Source organism: Bacteroidota bacterium (assembly GCA_039111535.1).
GTDB lineage: Bacteria > Bacteroidota > Rhodothermia > Rhodothermales > JAHQVL01 > JBCCIM01.
The window spans coordinates 11,401-25,980 of sequence record JBCCIM010000016.1; the positions used below are offsets into that span (position 1 = coordinate 11,401).

The following is a 14,580-nucleotide window of genomic DNA, read 5'->3' on the forward strand; positions in this document are numbered from 1 at the left end:
AATCAGATCAAAAGGTCTTCATCCCCCACCCCGCCGGAGCGGGGGATGAAGCAATACTGGAGATCTGCTATCTAGAAGTCCACACGGAGACCGATACGCGTCAAACGCGGAATACCGACCCAGTTTAGGACTCTGTTGTCATGTTCGTATGCAGCATTTGCAAACGGTACAGAGTCACCAAGGAAACGCTGTCCGGCAGCTGTTGACAGGAAGCCATCGTTATCAGGCAGGCCTGTGAAGCGCCATACATCGTTGGTGTTGTTGTTTCCGAACAGGTTCTGTACCCAGAGGAATGCTGTTACACTTGCACGGTTCGTTACGTCGAAGCGACGGTCAACACGGATGTCAACACGGTTGCTCCAAGGCATACGAGCGCTGTTGATACCACCAGACGGAGACGCGGCGCGTGCACCACCTGCTGCGTTGAATGGCTCAACAACCGGCGTGTAAGGGAATCCACTTCCAGCTTTGGCAAGCACGTTAACACCGAAGTTTTCGAAGATGTTAATGCCACCAATTTCAGGACCTTCACCTTTGCCCAGACGATAGTCGAGAGACAGGTTCAGGTTATGACGCTGGTCGAAATCGAGCGGGCTGATGAAGTTCGGAGGCGTCTCATCAATCCAAACGATTGTAGAAGTCGTACGGTCACCAGAACCAGTACCGTCAGCAAATGACAGCGTGTAGTTCAGGTTTGCAAGGAAACCGTTTGTACGGCGAAGGTCGAAAGCAAACTCAAGACCTTTAACTGTACCGAAGTCTACGTTTTCGTAGCTGCTGTATGCGTTTGGTGTAGCACCACGGATATCGCGCAGCTGGATCAAGTTTTCGATCTGGTTAAAGAAACCAGAGATCGTGAGCGCAGAGCGGTCACCAAGACGCTGGCGGAAGCCGAGCTCATACTTGGTTGTTTTCTCTGGCTGCAGGTTGGTGTTGTTGATTGTACCAGTTCCTTCGATGGCACCCAGCGTAGCAAAGGTGCGAGAAGAAGGACGCTGTGCAACAATACCGTAGCTCGCGAAGAATACCGCCTGGTCAGTAACAGGGAAGCTGATACCGATACGAGGCATGATATTCAACACAGGATCGTAGTCGCCAAACTGATCTTCAGTGATCAGGTTGCTGGTCTGACGAGCCTGGCCATTTAGACGGATATCACCAGCAGTAGACTCGTCACCTGTAGAGCTGAAGAAGTTACCTTCGGTGTCACGGTATCCAACGATATCGCTACCGCTATAGAATACTGTGTGATCGTCTTCGATACCTGCAGGAACGCTACCAGAGCCACAATCAACACCGTTAACTGTAGAGCCAACATCTCCAGCGCGACATACAGGACGACGCGCGAAGCGGTCGTTGAATACGCGGGTGTTGTTGTCAAATACGTCAGCACGGATACCAACGTTCAGTACGATGTCATTGAACTCGATTTTGTCCTGAACATAACCGCCGTAGTAAATTGGCTCGTATGGTTTCAGGTTGTATGCATCGAGTGGCTTGCTTGTATCCTGGTTCAGGAACGCGCCGAAGTCTTCTGAATCAACTTCGTTCTGGCCACGCAGATCGTATCCGTAGTAGCTAACAGCCGTATCAAGCAGCTGCAGCGGGATAGAATCGTAGGTAGAGTAACCAGCAGGATTCAGGTTCGGGTTGTTAGGATCGATCTGCTCAGGGTTGCCATCCGCTACGAAGCGAGACAAGTTAGCAGCACCGATGCTCCAGAAACGGTTCGTGTCTTTTTCGAACTCACCACCAAACTCAATCTGATGGATGCCATACTGTCCAGTGAATGAACCAGAAACACGGAACTGCTCGCTTTTGAACTTGCTGTATCCGTTGAAACGGCCACCAGGAATCTGCACGAGGCTAGCTACAACTTCATCAGAGGTAGCTGGGCCAGCGCCGTCAGCATAGGTGTTTGAGAACGTAGGAATACGAACGGTGAACTCGGTATCGTCAGATGGATCATCTGGCGTGCCATGCTCATCAATCCGAATTTCGTTTGTAAAGCCGAGGTCTTTGTATCCGCGAAGCGTGGCAAATGCTGCGTTGTCAATGTTGCCATACTCGAGGAAATCGTCAAATCCAGTACCAAAACGAGGGTCATAAGTCTCGTTAAAGTTGTTTGAGTAATCAGCCTGGATCTGGAAGAAAGACGTATTAGACAGACGGTGTGTATAGGTACCAAAAACCTGGTAGTTTTCGTTGTCCGTAACCGTTGTCATTTCCGGCGCAAACACTACCCGGCGGGAAGATACGTTTGAGTCGAAAGAACGATCTCTGTAACGACCACCAACACGCAGACGTCCGTTGTCGAACAGTTCAAACGTAAGGTTACCAATCAAAGAAAGGTTGTCGTCGTTACGCTTACGCTTGCCTTTCTCTACAGAGTACTGGTCCTGAGACAGGTACTCAGCGCGGATAACCGGCGTAAGGTTGATGTTTGAAGCATCTACACCATCAGGAACGGCAACAGAGGTGCCATCGCTAAATGTGAGTGCACCACCATTAACGATAACGGTACCGTTATCATCAACTGGCAGCGTAGCACCGTCAGTCAGGCCGGCAGGAATTGGCATAAACAATTCGTTGCCCGCTGCATCTGTGCCGCGGAATGCTGTTGGGAAAGCGCGCAGGTTGTCCAGTACAGCGTCATCAATCTGAAGCTGACCGAAAGCGCGCGGAGATCCGTCGTCTTCGAAAGTGTACTCACCAGCGAGGAAGAAACTTACTTTGTCTTTGATGATCGGACCGCCAAACGTACCTGATACGAGGTTATATCCGTATGCATCAATTTCTTGAGAAGTAATGCCTTCCAATGAGCCAAAGAATTCTGGCGCACCTGACTTGGTGGTAATGTTGATTACACCTGACATCACGTCACCGTAACGGGCGCTGATGTTACCAAGCTGCATTTCCTGCTGTTCAATGGCAGACTGTGGCAGTGAAACACCACCAGAGCCAAATTTGATACCATCTACATAGTATGCAACCTCTCCAGAACGGCCACCACGAATGTTAAGTGCGTCACTTCCCTCCTGGGAAACAACACCGGCCTGGATTTTAGCAACGTCTGCAGCACCACGAACCGGCAGGTTCACGATATCTTCAGATGTAACAATTTTCGGAACACCAATAGCATCCTTCTGGATGAGTGGTTGTTCGTACTCTACAACAACTTCGTCGAGCTCAACACCAGGAAGCAGATCAAAGTTGAGTTCACGCGTGTAACCAGCGTTAATCTCAACACCTTGAACTAGTTCAGAAGCGTACCCAACAAAAGAAGACTGAACGGCGTAAGTACCTACAGGCACACCGATGATAACGTAGTTACCATCAAGGTCTGTGGTAGCACCGATGTTTGTGCCTTGTAAGATTACGTTGGCACCAGGCAATCCGTCGCCTGTTGACCCATCGGTTACTCGTCCTGACAATTTCCCACTGCTCTGTGCAAAGAGCATTGTGGGCATCGACAGCAACAAGAGCAAAAGAATACCCCAATTGCGTAGCATGTTTACCTCCAGTATAAGTTGATAATCAGGAAGGAAGGTTAAAAAACTCCTCGGATGAACCAACGCTTGATCAGCCAAGAAGTAGTGAGTGCAAGGATTGAGACCTGTGCGAATACAGAAGTGCTGTGCTCTGACCAGAAGGGGGTTCTGACAAAAGCCTAAACTTTCCTTTTATCAACTCAGTGGGATTTTCCATCCACGCAGGGCAATAAATATATAAGGTCCTGCGTTCTACCATTGATAACGTGTTTAGCACAAACTTCCGATTTGCGGTCTCTGGACCATTTTGAAAGCTTTACACTTCCATAACGTGTAGTGTAAATTTGGTCTTTTCTTATCAATAAAACGACTGAACATCTCGTCAGTCGTCTTATTTCCGTGGTTAACGGTTACAAAACGGTGGTTAATTGTAATCCGCCAAAGATAGCCGGGGCACTTTTCATTGTCAAGGAATTGTTACCCCCCTCCTTCTACAATTCATTCTACATTAGCATTCGCTTTGCATCTTACCGTTCGCTAAATCGTTCATGAACTGTCTTTTTGGCGCCTCCTGGCATCTTCCTCACCAAAAAAGGGCTTTTTTATATGTATTTAAGGCTATCGTTTCTTAGCGTAGTTTTTACACTGTCTTTCTTTCTCAGTCAGACCTCAAAGGCCCAGGTGGCCTTCAATCCGCAAGTCGGACTCAGCGCGTCCATGCTCTCCACCGACCCCGAGGGTTCTGAGGCAAGCGCCCGGTTTGGCTACCAGGTTGGGGCAACCCTCCGCATCGGCAACCAACTGTACCTGCAACCCGGCCTTTTCTGGCAGCGATCCGGCACAGAACTCCGCACAACAGATGAAATCAACTTCGAAACATTGAAAGACGAAGTTGACCTGGATGCCATTTTTGTCCCGATTTCGCTGGGCTACAACCTCCTTGATACCCAAACGCTCGTCTTGCGTATTAACGGCGGTGTCGCCGGCACCCTCATCTTAAATGTGCAAGACAACCTGCTCGGGCTCGAACTCGACAATTTCAACGGCATCCTTGCCGGCGCTCCCGTTGGTGTTGGTGTTGACCTGTTTGGCCTGCTCACTGTAGATGTCAGCTACGAATTTGGCCTTACCAACGTGTTTGATGAGATTTTTGGCCTTACCGTTGATGCCACCAACAATGTTTTCCGCTTCAATGTCGGACTCATTTTTTAACGCTCCCCTCCCCCAGGCATCATGCGCAAAACCGTCCGGGCAATTCTCCCCTTGATTTTCGGCCTTTTGTTGTTCAGCGGCTGCAAAGGCAAAGTTTACCCCGCGCTATACGGTACATGGGTAGCGCCCCCTGTCCAACTCGACACCTTTACCTTGCTTACCGACAGCGGCCCAGTCAACAGCACCGGCTTCGAAGGGCAACTTGTGGTACTCGCTTTTGGGTACACCCATTGCCCCGATGCCTGCCCAACAACCATGGCGCGGCTCGCCAAAGCCATGCAATTGCTCGGTGATGAGGCGAAAAACGTACAGGTTGTCCTTATTTCGGTGGATACAGCCCGCGACACCCCTGCCCTCCTTGGGCGATATGTGCATGCGTTCAATCCGGACTTCATCGGAGCAACCATCGAAGAACCTGGCCAAGAGCCGTTGTACAAGGCACTCGGTATTTTTGTGGAAAAAGCGTCTTCTGATGGCACAACACCCAGTGATGCAGAGGCGCCGGCTACCTCCGGATACCTCGTTGACCACACAACCAGCACAGCTGTCCTCGACCGATCCGGCAATTGGCAACTGGTCTGGAACTTCGAAGTAACGGCGGAAGAAATGGCTGATGACTTACGCACGTTGATCAACCGGTAGCCTATGCCGTACCGCCTCCACCTCCTGACAATTTTATTCGTTGTATCGTGGCTTATAGGGTGCACGCAACCCAAACCGGCAACGTTGGAAGTGACCAATGCCTGGATTCGCCCCGTTGACGCGTCGCTCGGGATCGCCGGCGCGTTGTATCTCACAATCAGCAACAATACATTAGCGCCAATCACCCTGCTAGGCGCTAAAACTGCAATTGCAAATCCGGTAGAACTCCACCAGAGTACCATGACAAACAACATCATGCGCATGCGGCCAGTTGATGCATTCCACATTGCATCTGGTGCGCAGCTATCCTTTGCTCCTGGCGGAAATCATCTTATGCTCAAAAACCTCTCGTCAAGCCTGTTGCCTGGTGACTCGCTGGCCTTTACGCTCCAATTTGACCAACACGCGCCAGTGAAGGCTTATGCACTCGTCCAGTGGGAAAAGCCCTAAAACGTACCTATCTCATCTAACAATGCCTGTTCAGCAGCTGTACGGGCTTCACCTTTAAGCAACAGCTCGCCTAAATATCGCGTGGCATAAAGCCCCAACACGGAATCACTGCGTTTGGTATGCTCATCAAGCGTTTCTACAAGCACAGCGTCGTATGGCGTCGTAGGTAGATCAATCCCCCGTGGTCCGTGCGGCCCTGGAGATGCCGGTTCTGGATAACTACGCGCTGGCTCAAACTGTTTGTCACCAAAATGGCACCCGACACACCGCGTGGGTACGGCCAGCGGACGAGGCTCTGTTGCCGTTGCCGTCATAAGCATACCGGCTGCATCGTATACAAAGTAATCCCACATGCCGTCAGCTCGCTTTTTCATTACCGTCGTTTCCACCACCCTTTCATCGGCAACATGGTCACCCACAATGACGGTCCCTTCCGGATAGATGATGCGCCGGTTCTGCGCGGCATACTGTGCCAGCGCCGCAGCAACCTTCTCTCGTTCTATATAGATTTGCCGGCGGGCTGTTGTCATCACACCATCTACAGGCAACATCATCCATGCGCCCTCTCCTGATCGAAATAAATCCGGCGAAATCAGAGCTTCCAGTGTAGCAGGCGCTGATCGCGCACTGTAATAGGTTTGCTGAAGAAATGGCTCAAGTTCATCCCAATTCAATACGCCATCGGCAGCAGCGTCATCCAATTGTCCGCGGTATCCCTCATCCAGTAATGCCGGATTCAGGAAATATCCGTCCGTTTGCGCGACTATGAGGCCCGTTGCCATCGGATCGGCGGCATCCGGCGCTGCATATCCGCCAAAATAGAACTTGAGCAAGCGTTCCGGGCTTGACTTGCCCAGGTCTATGCGCACCAGATCTGTTTTATTGCCACAGCCCGCCAGTAACACGAGCCCTGCCAGCAAGAGCATGCGTTTCATATACTCATTCATTTATGCGCACTCATGGGCGATTCTTCTTGATTCGGATGGTCTGCCTACAGCGCCTCGAGCTCCCGAAGCAAAGCAAGTGCATTACGGTCTCCGGGCTGGACAGTAAGGAGCCGGCGCAGGGTGTCTTTTGCTTCTTCGATTCGCCCTTGCTGTCGGTACACCAGGCTCAAGTTACCCAAGGCCGGTACATAAGCAGGATCAGCACGCAACGCCTGTTCAAATTTCCCAGCTGCCTCATCAAACGCGTTGATCATCAGATGCACCGTGCCGGCGTTTGCCCAGGCTGTCGCCAGATCTGGATCCAACGCTGTAGCACGCTCAAACATCTCACTTGCTTCGTCCAGGCGCTGTGTTTGCAGATACACAAATCCAAGATTATTCCAGGCATCAGGCAGATGGATGGGATTGTCTGCGATCACCTCGCGCAAGGTCTGCTCAGCCGCATCCAATTGCTGCGCGTTTGAATAAGCGGAACCAAGCTTCATCTTGGCCTGCAAGAAGGCCGGGGCCAAAGACGCTGCATTGCTGAAAGCAGCAATTGCACCGGTATAGTCTTGCTGCATTTGCTTTACTTCCCCAAGCCAGAAAAAGAGCCTGGCATGATCAGGGTACACCTGAAGCGCAGCATCCAGCACTTGCTGCGCAGCGCGTAGAGAATCTTGTTCAATGAGGGCCCGCGCCATAACCAGTCGGGCTTCAACATGGTCGGCTCCTGTAGCCAACCCCGAACGTACACGCTGCGTTATAATCGGTAGATACCCCGGGTGACGGTGTTCAGTATCATAAAAGTTGAAATAGGCAATGGCTTGTTCAAGTTGGGCGTCTCCTGTGTTAGAAGCATCGTCCGATTCAAGCCGGACCAATTCAAAAGGAGTCTCCTGCACGAGGCTTCTGTTGATGCTCTCAGGTGCCCGCGCTGGCGGCAGTGTACGACGGATCCAGTGATCCGTGAAAGTAACATGCGGTATATCGCTAGTGCCGCTTTTCTGCAGATGACAGCTGACACAGTTGCCCGTCATAGCCTCTGCTTCGTCCGCCAGGTCATCGCGGCTGCAAACCGCAACCTGTTCATCTTCTGCCGGCGTATGGCAACTGATACAGGCTGCATTGAAATAGTCTTCATCAAGCGTTGCGACGGGTTCGTGTGGGTTATGACAGGTGACACATGTCATTTCACTCTGCTCAAAACACGCGCTCCGTGCCAGGCGTTGTGCGTGTGAGGCAATGCCAAACGATTCAGGGTCCGCCAACTGCTCTTCAATCACGAATACGCTACGGTGCGCTGCGAGCAATTCTCCAGGCTGAAAGCTCCCCATCGCTTCGCCGGCATTCAGCACAGTTGTGCCGGTCAGATGGCACTGCTGACAAACCGACAATTGCAGGTCTCTTGTAAGATGGGCGGGATTTACGATAGATTCGTCAACAGCTCCGTCATCAGGACCCAGGCCAGCCAGGCGCAATTCAACGTGTTCACTCCCCGGCCCGTGGCAACGCTCGCACGAAATGCCCAGCGGCACGTCTGTATAGTGGTTTTGCGAGAACGGACTGAATTCAGGCAATCCATTGTGGCAGGTCATACACTCTTCGCCAATCGGCCGTTCAAAGCGAAAATTCTGTTGTTCGTACGCCGGACTCATGTCCCATTGCGCTTTGTCCACGTACCAGGTCAGCGGCATCTGGGTGACGTGGCCCTGCACGTTCATCAGGTAGGAACGGGTGGCGTTGCCCGAACCAATTACCCATTCAGCAGCATGGATACGTTCGTGGGTAATATTGCCGGCGGCATCTTTACGAAACTCTCGCTGGTACAGCGTATCGCCGCGCAACAGGGGTGCATAGTAGTAGTCAAAGCGGGCATTGTACACTTCAGGCTGCCCGGAAAACGACTCGGGGGCAGTTGCAGGATCGAAGCGCGTGACAGACCGCCCCATGCCCGTCTCTATATAAGAGGTATAAATATCTTCATGACAACCGCCACATGCAGCGTTGCCAACATAGGTAGCCGGGGCTTCAGCTACGGTTGGAGCATCTGATTGCGACTTTGCACAACCAGCACCCATCACCAGTAAAACACAACAGAAAAGGGAAGCAATTTGTTTGAACATCGCATTTGATGTATGACGGGAATCGAATAACGAATATCGAACAAGGAATATTGAATGTCGAAGGGTTTCTCCATTATTCATTATTCCTTGCCGATATTCGCGATTCAATGGTCAATCAGCAACGCCTGAATAGCGTCGTTGGTCATTCGTCTTCGCGTTTCTCAAAATTGAGGGCAGCTGAATTGATGCAGTAGCGCATCCCTGTTGGTTTTGGCCCATCGGGAAAAACGTGTCCAAGGTGCGCACCACACGATGAACAAACCACTTCAGTTCTACGCATAAGCAGACTATAATCAGCCTCTTCACCTACATGCGCTGGATCAACAGGTTTGTAAAAACTTGGCCAGCCTGACCCTGAATCGTACTTGGTTTCAGAATCAAACAGGGCTTCGCCACACGCGACACATTTGTACATGCCGTCGTCTTTCTTGTCCCAGTAACGCCCTGTAAATGCACGCTCAGTTCCTTTTTCCTGCGTGATCCGATACTCTTCCGGACTCAACTCAGCTCTCAACTGTGCGTCGCTTTTCTGAACTTTGCGCTGTGTCATATGCTTTTACCCTAAATCTATGTAACCATGTGATCTTGCACGTCTGATGCGCCGGCTTTGTTCATCAATAAAACAACATGTTGATGGCGCCGTACATCACCTTGTTAGATGTATGTTAGCCCTCCTTGTTACACATGAAGACCACGTATCAGCCATCAGAAATCCCACAGCTTAAACAGCGTTTTCCGGGCGAGGTTTTGCTTCGCTTTCGCCGCAATCCCCTAACAGTGTTGGAGGAAATGGCCGGCATGGGAGACGTAAGTACTTTGCGCCTGCTGAACTTCCGTTTTTTCATGATCAACGACCCGGTGTTGATCAAAGAAATACTGGTCACGCAACAAGATGCATTTATAAAAGGCCGGCCCGTCCAATTTCTTGGTTACCTGCTCGGCAAGGGGCTCCTCAACAGCGAAGGCGCTTTCCATCGCCAGCAGAGAAAACTTGTGCTCCCGGCTTTTCACCATCACAAAATCAAAGCGTACGCTGAGGCCATGGCAACATGCGCTGAGCGGATGAATCAAAACTGGCAATCCGGCACTGTCCTCAACATGGGCGAGGAAATGATGGCGCTCACGCTGGAAGTCGTAGGCCGCACCCTTTTTGGATCTGACGTATCCGGCGAGGCTGAAGAAATAGGCGAAGTTTTGTCTGAAGCCCAGGAAATGTTCAAAAACATCGCCAATCCGCTGGCAGAAATCATACTCAAATTCCCTTTTCCAGCAACAAAACGTATCGAGCGCATTGTTGCCCGCATGGATGCCACCATTTACAGACTGATTGAAGAACACAGAAGCGCGCCAGAGCGGTATACAGACTTACTCTCTATGCTGCTAGCTGCACAGGATGAAGAGACGGGCGAAGGCATGTCCGACGAACAGGTGCGGGACGAAGCCATGACGCTTTTTACCGCCGGCCACGAAACCACCGCCATTGCAATGATGTGGACCTGGTTTCTGCTATCACAAAATCCAAAGGCTGAGCAGAAACTGCACGCTGAACTGGATCGCGTCCTCAACGGCCGCATACCCACCTTCGACGACTTGCCGGCGCTTCCTTATACAAGACAGGTATTTAGCGAATCGCTTCGCCTCTATCCCCCTGCCTGGGCCGTCACCCGCGAAGCTAAACGCGACCTCCACCTCGGCTCCTACTTCATCCCACAGGGTGCGGCGCTCGACTTTTGCCCTTTTATTCTCCACCGCGACGCCCGCTTCTGGCCCGACCCGCTCCGCTTTGATCCCGACAGGTTTGCTCCAGACAAGAAAAAATCCATAGACAAGTTCACCTATTTGCCTTTCAGCCTCGGGGTTCGCGGGTGTGTTGGCGAGCAATTTGCATGGACAGAGGGCATTATCCTGCTGGCTACCATCGCCCAAAAGTGGCGTTTTGAGCTGTGCAGCGACCCTAACCCAGAACTCCGACCCATAGTGACGTTACATCCCGCCAAGCCTGTAAAAATGCGGGTGCTCAAGCGCTAACCAACAGGAAGGAAGTACGCCAGCGGTACATGGGCTGCCAGCAGGCGAAACAGTTTCACAGGTAGATGGTAGGCTTTTTCCGCCATTAACCAGGGCCGACTTATTGTTGCTGCTGCTACAGCTTGCGCAATTGCCCAGATGGCATAGCGACCCGCAACTTTCTCAATCAGTACACGATCGTTTTTCGATGGTAGATATTCCGGCATTTCTGAGCAAAGAGCTCTCAATTCAACCCTGGCAAGTAAAAAACACACTTGATCTGTTCAACGAAGGTGGCACCATTCCCTTCGTGGCGCGCTACCGAAAGGAGCGTACCGGTGAACTCGATGAAATTGTGCTTCGCCGGCTGCACGATCGCTACAAGTATCTTACAGAGCTTACTGAACGCAAGACGGCAATCCTGAAGTCCATCGAAGAGCAGGGCAAGCTCACCGATGAACTCAAGGCTACCATCGAAGCCACAACGCAAAAGGCTGAGCTCGAAGACCTCTATCTGCCCTACAAACCCAAGCGCCGCACGCGTGCTACAACAGCACGGGAAAAAGGGCTCGAGCCGCTGGCAGAATGGATCAAAGGCGAAAACAAACCCGGACATCTCAGCCAATCCCTTGAAACGGCCGCTGCGCCGTATGTAGACGCAGAAAAAGGCATTGAATCAGCTGACGACGCGCTACAGGGTGCTGCAGACATTATTGCTGAAGAAATTGCAGAAAAAGCAGAGCACCGCACGTATATCCGCGACTACTTCTTTGCCCAGGGCAAGTTTGCTTCTCAAATTAAGAAAGAGCACGCGGAAGGCTCCACGCAATACGAGCTTTACCGTGACTACAGCGTGCCCGTAAACAAAATTGCAGCGCACAACATGCTGGCGTTGCGCCGCGCTGAATCAGAGGGCATTCTGTTTTTTGATCTCGAATTCGACGAAAGCTATGTTGCCAACTATTTGCGCGGCAAAGAAATCCGCACCGATGACGAAACCCTCCGTGCATTCTACGAAACGCTGATTGAAGATGGATTTCGCCGACTCATGCGCAACACGCTCATTGGCGAAATCAGGCTCCAGAAAAAAGAAGAAGCCGACCTCGAGTCAATCAAAACCTTTGCCGCCAACCTGCGAGAGTTGCTGCTCGCCAGCCCCGCCGGCCTCCGCCCCACGTTAGGCATTGACCCCGGCTTTCGCACAGGCTGCAAGGTGGCTGTGCTCGATAAAACGGGTAAGTATATCGATTATACGCCCATATTTCCTCATACAGGCGCAGGCAAGCGCGCAGCTGCTGAGAAGACCCTGCTTGAGCTTATCACCAAACACGATGTCGAATTGGTGGCTGTGGGCAATGGTACCGCCGGCAGAGAAACCGACAAGTTTGTATCCGACTGCCTCGCCAAGTTGGACAAAAAACCAATCAAAGTGCTTGTTAACGAGTCCGGGGCTTCCGTGTACTCAGCAAGCGAAGTAGCTATCGAAGAGTTTCCCAAGCTCGATATCACGGTCCGCGGCGCCATCAGTATTGGCCGGCGGTTGCAAGATCCCTTGGCCGAGCTCGTAAAAATTGACCCCAAGTCTATTGGCGTTGGGCAATACCAGCACGACGTAGACCAGACCCTGCTCCGCGAGAAGCTTGAGGAAACGGTAGAAAGCTGTGTAAACTTTGTTGGCGTGAACCTGAACACGGCATCCAAAGAGCTGCTCCGGTTTGCTTCTGGCATTTCGCCTACCCTCGCGAAAAACATAGTGGATTTCCGAAATGAAAACGGGCCCTACAAACAGCGCGCAGAATTGCTAAACGTCCCCCGATTCGGCCCCAAAGCTTACGAACAGGCTGCCGGCTTCCTTCGGATTACAGATGGTGCCAACCCGCTAGACAATACAGCGGTACACCCGGAACGCTACGCGGTAGTGGAGCGCATGGCCGGCGACATCGGCCTGCCGGCCGGCGACATCACAGGGTCAGCCGAAAAACTCAAGGAGGTCAAGCTTTCAAACTATGTCACAGACGACATCGGGCTACCAACTTTGAAAGACATCATGGAAGAACTCAAAAAACCGGGCCGCGACCCCCGCTCTACTTTTGAGTATGCTTCCTTCCGGGAGGATGTGATGGAGATGAAAGACCTGAAAACAGGGATGATTCTCGAAGGCGTGGTGACCAACGTGACCAAATTTGGGGCCTTTGTTGATATTGGCGTGCACCGCGATGGACTGGTCCACATCTCTCAGTTGGCCGATAAGTTTGTGAGCGATCCGACTGAAGTGGTTAAGGTTGGCCAGGTAGTGAAAGTGCGGGTAACTGAGATCAATGAGAAACTAAAACGTATTGGGTTGTCGATGCGGCTGGAAGACAAGCCGGCTGGCGGTAAACCCAAAAGCAAGCGTCCGAAAGGCGGCCCCAACAAGGGCAACCAGAACAAAGGCAATCAGTCAAAAGGCAATCAGTCAAAAGGCAATCGGTCAAAAGGCAATCAGCGAAGAGAGCGTCCCAAAAAGAAAGAAGCAACAATCGAAGACCTGATGCGGAAATTCAACACCCGCTAACGCGGGTGGGTTTAAGGTTGCAGGTTAAAGGTTCTTGCTATTCGGCGGGTATGGGGCGCTTGAGGTAGTTGTCGAAGTCGGGTAATTTGCGCTCGTAGGAGCGCCCCATTAGCGGAGAGGTGATTAGAAAATCTGCTGATGAGCGGTTGCAGGCAATGGGAATATTCCAAACGGCAGCAATCCTTAGTAGTGCCTTCACGTCAGGATCGTGCGGCATCGGTTGCAGGGGGTCCCAGAAGAAGATCATCACGTCAATCTCCCCTTCTGCAATTTTTGCACCCAGCTGCTGATCTCCTCCAAGCGGTCCACTTTTCAGTTTGATAACGGGTTTTCGCAGGCGCTCCTCCACCAACTTACCTGTTGTGCCCGTTGCGTAGAGCACATGTGGATTCAGCGCATCACTGTTGTAGTCTACCCAATCGAGGAGTTGCTGCTTCATGTGGTCATGGGCAACAAGTGCAATGCGTTTCTGGCTTGAAAATACGGACATGGATGATTCTCCGGGTTTGAAAGCTGTGCAAGGCGCGTACTTGTGATATCGGTATACGTTTCAACAAGATCTGTTGAACGGCTTCCTGGCAAAATAAAGCCAGACAACACCGTCAGATGACCAGTTTTTTTATGCAATAATTTGGAATGCGGTGATTTTCATCTTACATTCTACTGCACATACCGTACTACACATACAATACGCTACATAAAGTAGCACTGACACATCAGCTTTTTTATGAGAAAAAAGCCTTCATTGGCTCCGCTGGGAGAATCAGAACTCGAACTGCTGCAACTGGTCTGGGAAACAGGGCCGGCAACCGTCTCGGAAATACACGATCGTATTTTGCCCACGCGCAAAATCGCGTATACAACCGTTATGAGCGCGCTGCGCAAGCTGGCAGACAAAGGATATTTGCAATTCAAGCAGGAGGGCAACGCGTACGTGTACAGTACAGCACGGCCGCCGCAGGAAGTCAAACACAATTTGCTTTCGAGCATTTTGAAGAAAGTGTTTCTGGGCTCCCCAGTCGAACTCGTCGAATCCCTGGTCAAACACGAAAGCCTCTCCCCGGCCGAGCTTGACGCAATCAAACAGCTTATCGAAAAACTGGACAACAAATGAGGATTGTCGATTTGCCAATGCCGATTGATGTTCTTAATCCCAGGTATCTAAACGACGA

General features: G+C 51.4%; 12 protein-coding genes. 6 read left to right on the top strand and 6 right to left on the bottom strand.

All coding sequences use genetic code 11. The features are described 5' to 3' along the window. Positions 1-71 precede the first annotated feature (71 nt). Positions 72-3,512, bottom strand: a complete 3,441-nt coding sequence (locus tag AAF564_04435) for a TonB-dependent receptor (protein MEM8484769.1) — start codon at positions 3,510-3,512, stop codon at positions 72-74. Positions 3,513-4,097: 585 nt separating this feature from the next. On the opposite strand from AAF564_04435, the gene AAF564_04440 reads away from it, so the two are divergent. The 3 genes from AAF564_04440 to AAF564_04450 are packed head-to-tail and all read left to right on the top strand — an operon-like array spanning position 4,098 to position 5,795. Beyond that, positions 4,098-4,703 (top strand): porin family protein, encoded by a 606-nt coding sequence (locus tag AAF564_04440; protein MEM8484770.1) that lies wholly within the window; start codon positions 4,098-4,100, stop codon positions 4,701-4,703. A gap of 21 nt (positions 4,704-4,724) precedes the next feature. Next, positions 4,725-5,345 carry an SCO family protein gene (locus tag AAF564_04445; GenBank protein ID MEM8484771.1) on the top strand — a complete coding sequence of 207 codons (621 nt, stop codon included), beginning with the start codon at positions 4,725-4,727 and terminating at the stop codon, positions 5,343-5,345. Positions 5,346-5,348: 3 nt separating this feature from the next. Next, positions 5,349-5,795 carry a copper chaperone PCu(A)C gene (locus AAF564_04450; protein MEM8484772.1) on the top strand — a complete coding sequence of 149 codons (447 nt, stop codon included), beginning with the start codon at positions 5,349-5,351 and terminating at the stop codon, positions 5,793-5,795. Here AAF564_04450 and AAF564_04455 read toward each other — a convergent pair. From AAF564_04455 to msrB, 3 genes are all read right to left on the bottom strand, one after another. Next, entirely contained in the window at positions 5,792-6,730 is a 939-nt protein-coding gene (locus tag AAF564_04455; GenBank protein MEM8484773.1) for a lipoprotein, read from the bottom strand. The two genes, AAF564_04450 and AAF564_04455, sit on opposite strands and share 4 nt — an antisense overlap. Positions 6,731-6,786: 56 nt before the next feature. Beyond that, a complete protein-coding gene (locus tag AAF564_04460; GenBank protein ID MEM8484774.1) occupies positions 6,787-8,847 on the bottom strand; it encodes a tetratricopeptide repeat protein in 2,061 nt (686 codons plus the stop codon). Between the two features lie 142 nt (positions 8,848-8,989). After that, positions 8,990-9,397, bottom strand: a complete 408-nt coding sequence (gene msrB, locus AAF564_04465) for a peptide-methionine (R)-S-oxide reductase MsrB (GenBank protein ID MEM8484775.1) — start codon at positions 9,395-9,397, stop codon at positions 8,990-8,992. A gap of 134 nt (positions 9,398-9,531) precedes the next feature. On the opposite strand from msrB, the gene AAF564_04470 reads away from it, so the two are divergent. After that, a complete protein-coding gene (locus AAF564_04470) occupies positions 9,532-10,875 on the top strand; it encodes a cytochrome P450 (protein MEM8484776.1) in 1,344 nt (447 codons plus the stop codon). Here AAF564_04470 and AAF564_04475 read toward each other — a convergent pair. Then, positions 10,872-11,081, bottom strand: a complete 210-nt coding sequence (locus AAF564_04475) for a hypothetical protein (protein ID MEM8484777.1) — start codon at positions 11,079-11,081, stop codon at positions 10,872-10,874. The two genes, AAF564_04470 and AAF564_04475, sit on opposite strands and share 4 nt — an antisense overlap. Between AAF564_04475 and AAF564_04480 the strand changes: the two genes are divergently transcribed. Beyond that, positions 11,063-13,408, top strand: coding sequence for a Tex family protein (locus AAF564_04480; GenBank protein ID MEM8484778.1), 2,346 nt, complete (start codon positions 11,063-11,065; stop codon positions 13,406-13,408). The genes AAF564_04475 and AAF564_04480 overlap by 19 nt on opposite strands. A gap of 37 nt (positions 13,409-13,445) precedes the next feature. Here AAF564_04480 and AAF564_04485 read toward each other — a convergent pair whose 3' ends face one another. Continuing rightward, a complete protein-coding gene (locus AAF564_04485; GenBank protein MEM8484779.1) occupies positions 13,446-13,898 on the bottom strand; it encodes a methylglyoxal synthase in 453 nt (150 codons plus the stop codon). Between the two features lie 237 nt (positions 13,899-14,135). Between AAF564_04485 and AAF564_04490 the strand changes: the two genes are divergently transcribed. Then, complete coding sequence (locus AAF564_04490; GenBank protein MEM8484780.1) at positions 14,136-14,522, top strand: BlaI/MecI/CopY family transcriptional regulator; 387 nt, start codon at positions 14,136-14,138, stop codon at positions 14,520-14,522. Positions 14,523-14,580 lie beyond the last annotated feature (58 nt).

Bases quoted from the DNA above. Each gene is read 5' to 3' on its own strand.
- AAF564_04490 (MEM8484780.1), top strand. From the start codon at position 14,136: ATGAGAAAAAAGCCTTCATTGGCTCCGCTGGGAGAATCAGAACTCGAA.
- AAF564_04450 (MEM8484772.1), top strand. From the start codon at position 5,349: ATGCCGTACCGCCTCCACCTCCTGACAATTTTATTCGTTGTATCGTGG.
- AAF564_04435 (MEM8484769.1), bottom strand. From the start codon at position 3,512: ATGCTACGCAATTGGGGTATTCTTTTGCTCTTGTTGCTGTCGATGCCC.
- AAF564_04480 (MEM8484778.1), top strand. From the start codon at position 11,063: ATGGTAGATATTCCGGCATTTCTGAGCAAAGAGCTCTCAATTCAACCC.
- msrB (MEM8484775.1), bottom strand. From the start codon at position 9,397: ATGACACAGCGCAAAGTTCAGAAAAGCGACGCACAGTTGAGAGCTGAG.
- AAF564_04475 (MEM8484777.1), bottom strand. From the start codon at position 11,081: ATGCCGGAATATCTACCATCGAAAAACGATCGTGTACTGATTGAGAAA.
- AAF564_04460 (MEM8484774.1), bottom strand. From the start codon at position 8,847: ATGTTCAAACAAATTGCTTCCCTTTTCTGTTGTGTTTTACTGGTGATG.
- AAF564_04455 (MEM8484773.1), bottom strand. From the start codon at position 6,730: ATGAAACGCATGCTCTTGCTGGCAGGGCTCGTGTTACTGGCGGGCTGT.
- AAF564_04470 (MEM8484776.1), top strand. From the start codon at position 9,532: ATGAAGACCACGTATCAGCCATCAGAAATCCCACAGCTTAAACAGCGT.
- AAF564_04485 (MEM8484779.1), bottom strand. From the start codon at position 13,898: ATGTCCGTATTTTCAAGCCAGAAACGCATTGCACTTGTTGCCCATGAC.
- AAF564_04445 (MEM8484771.1), top strand. From the start codon at position 4,725: ATGCGCAAAACCGTCCGGGCAATTCTCCCCTTGATTTTCGGCCTTTTG.
- AAF564_04440 (MEM8484770.1), top strand. From the start codon at position 4,098: ATGTATTTAAGGCTATCGTTTCTTAGCGTAGTTTTTACACTGTCTTTC.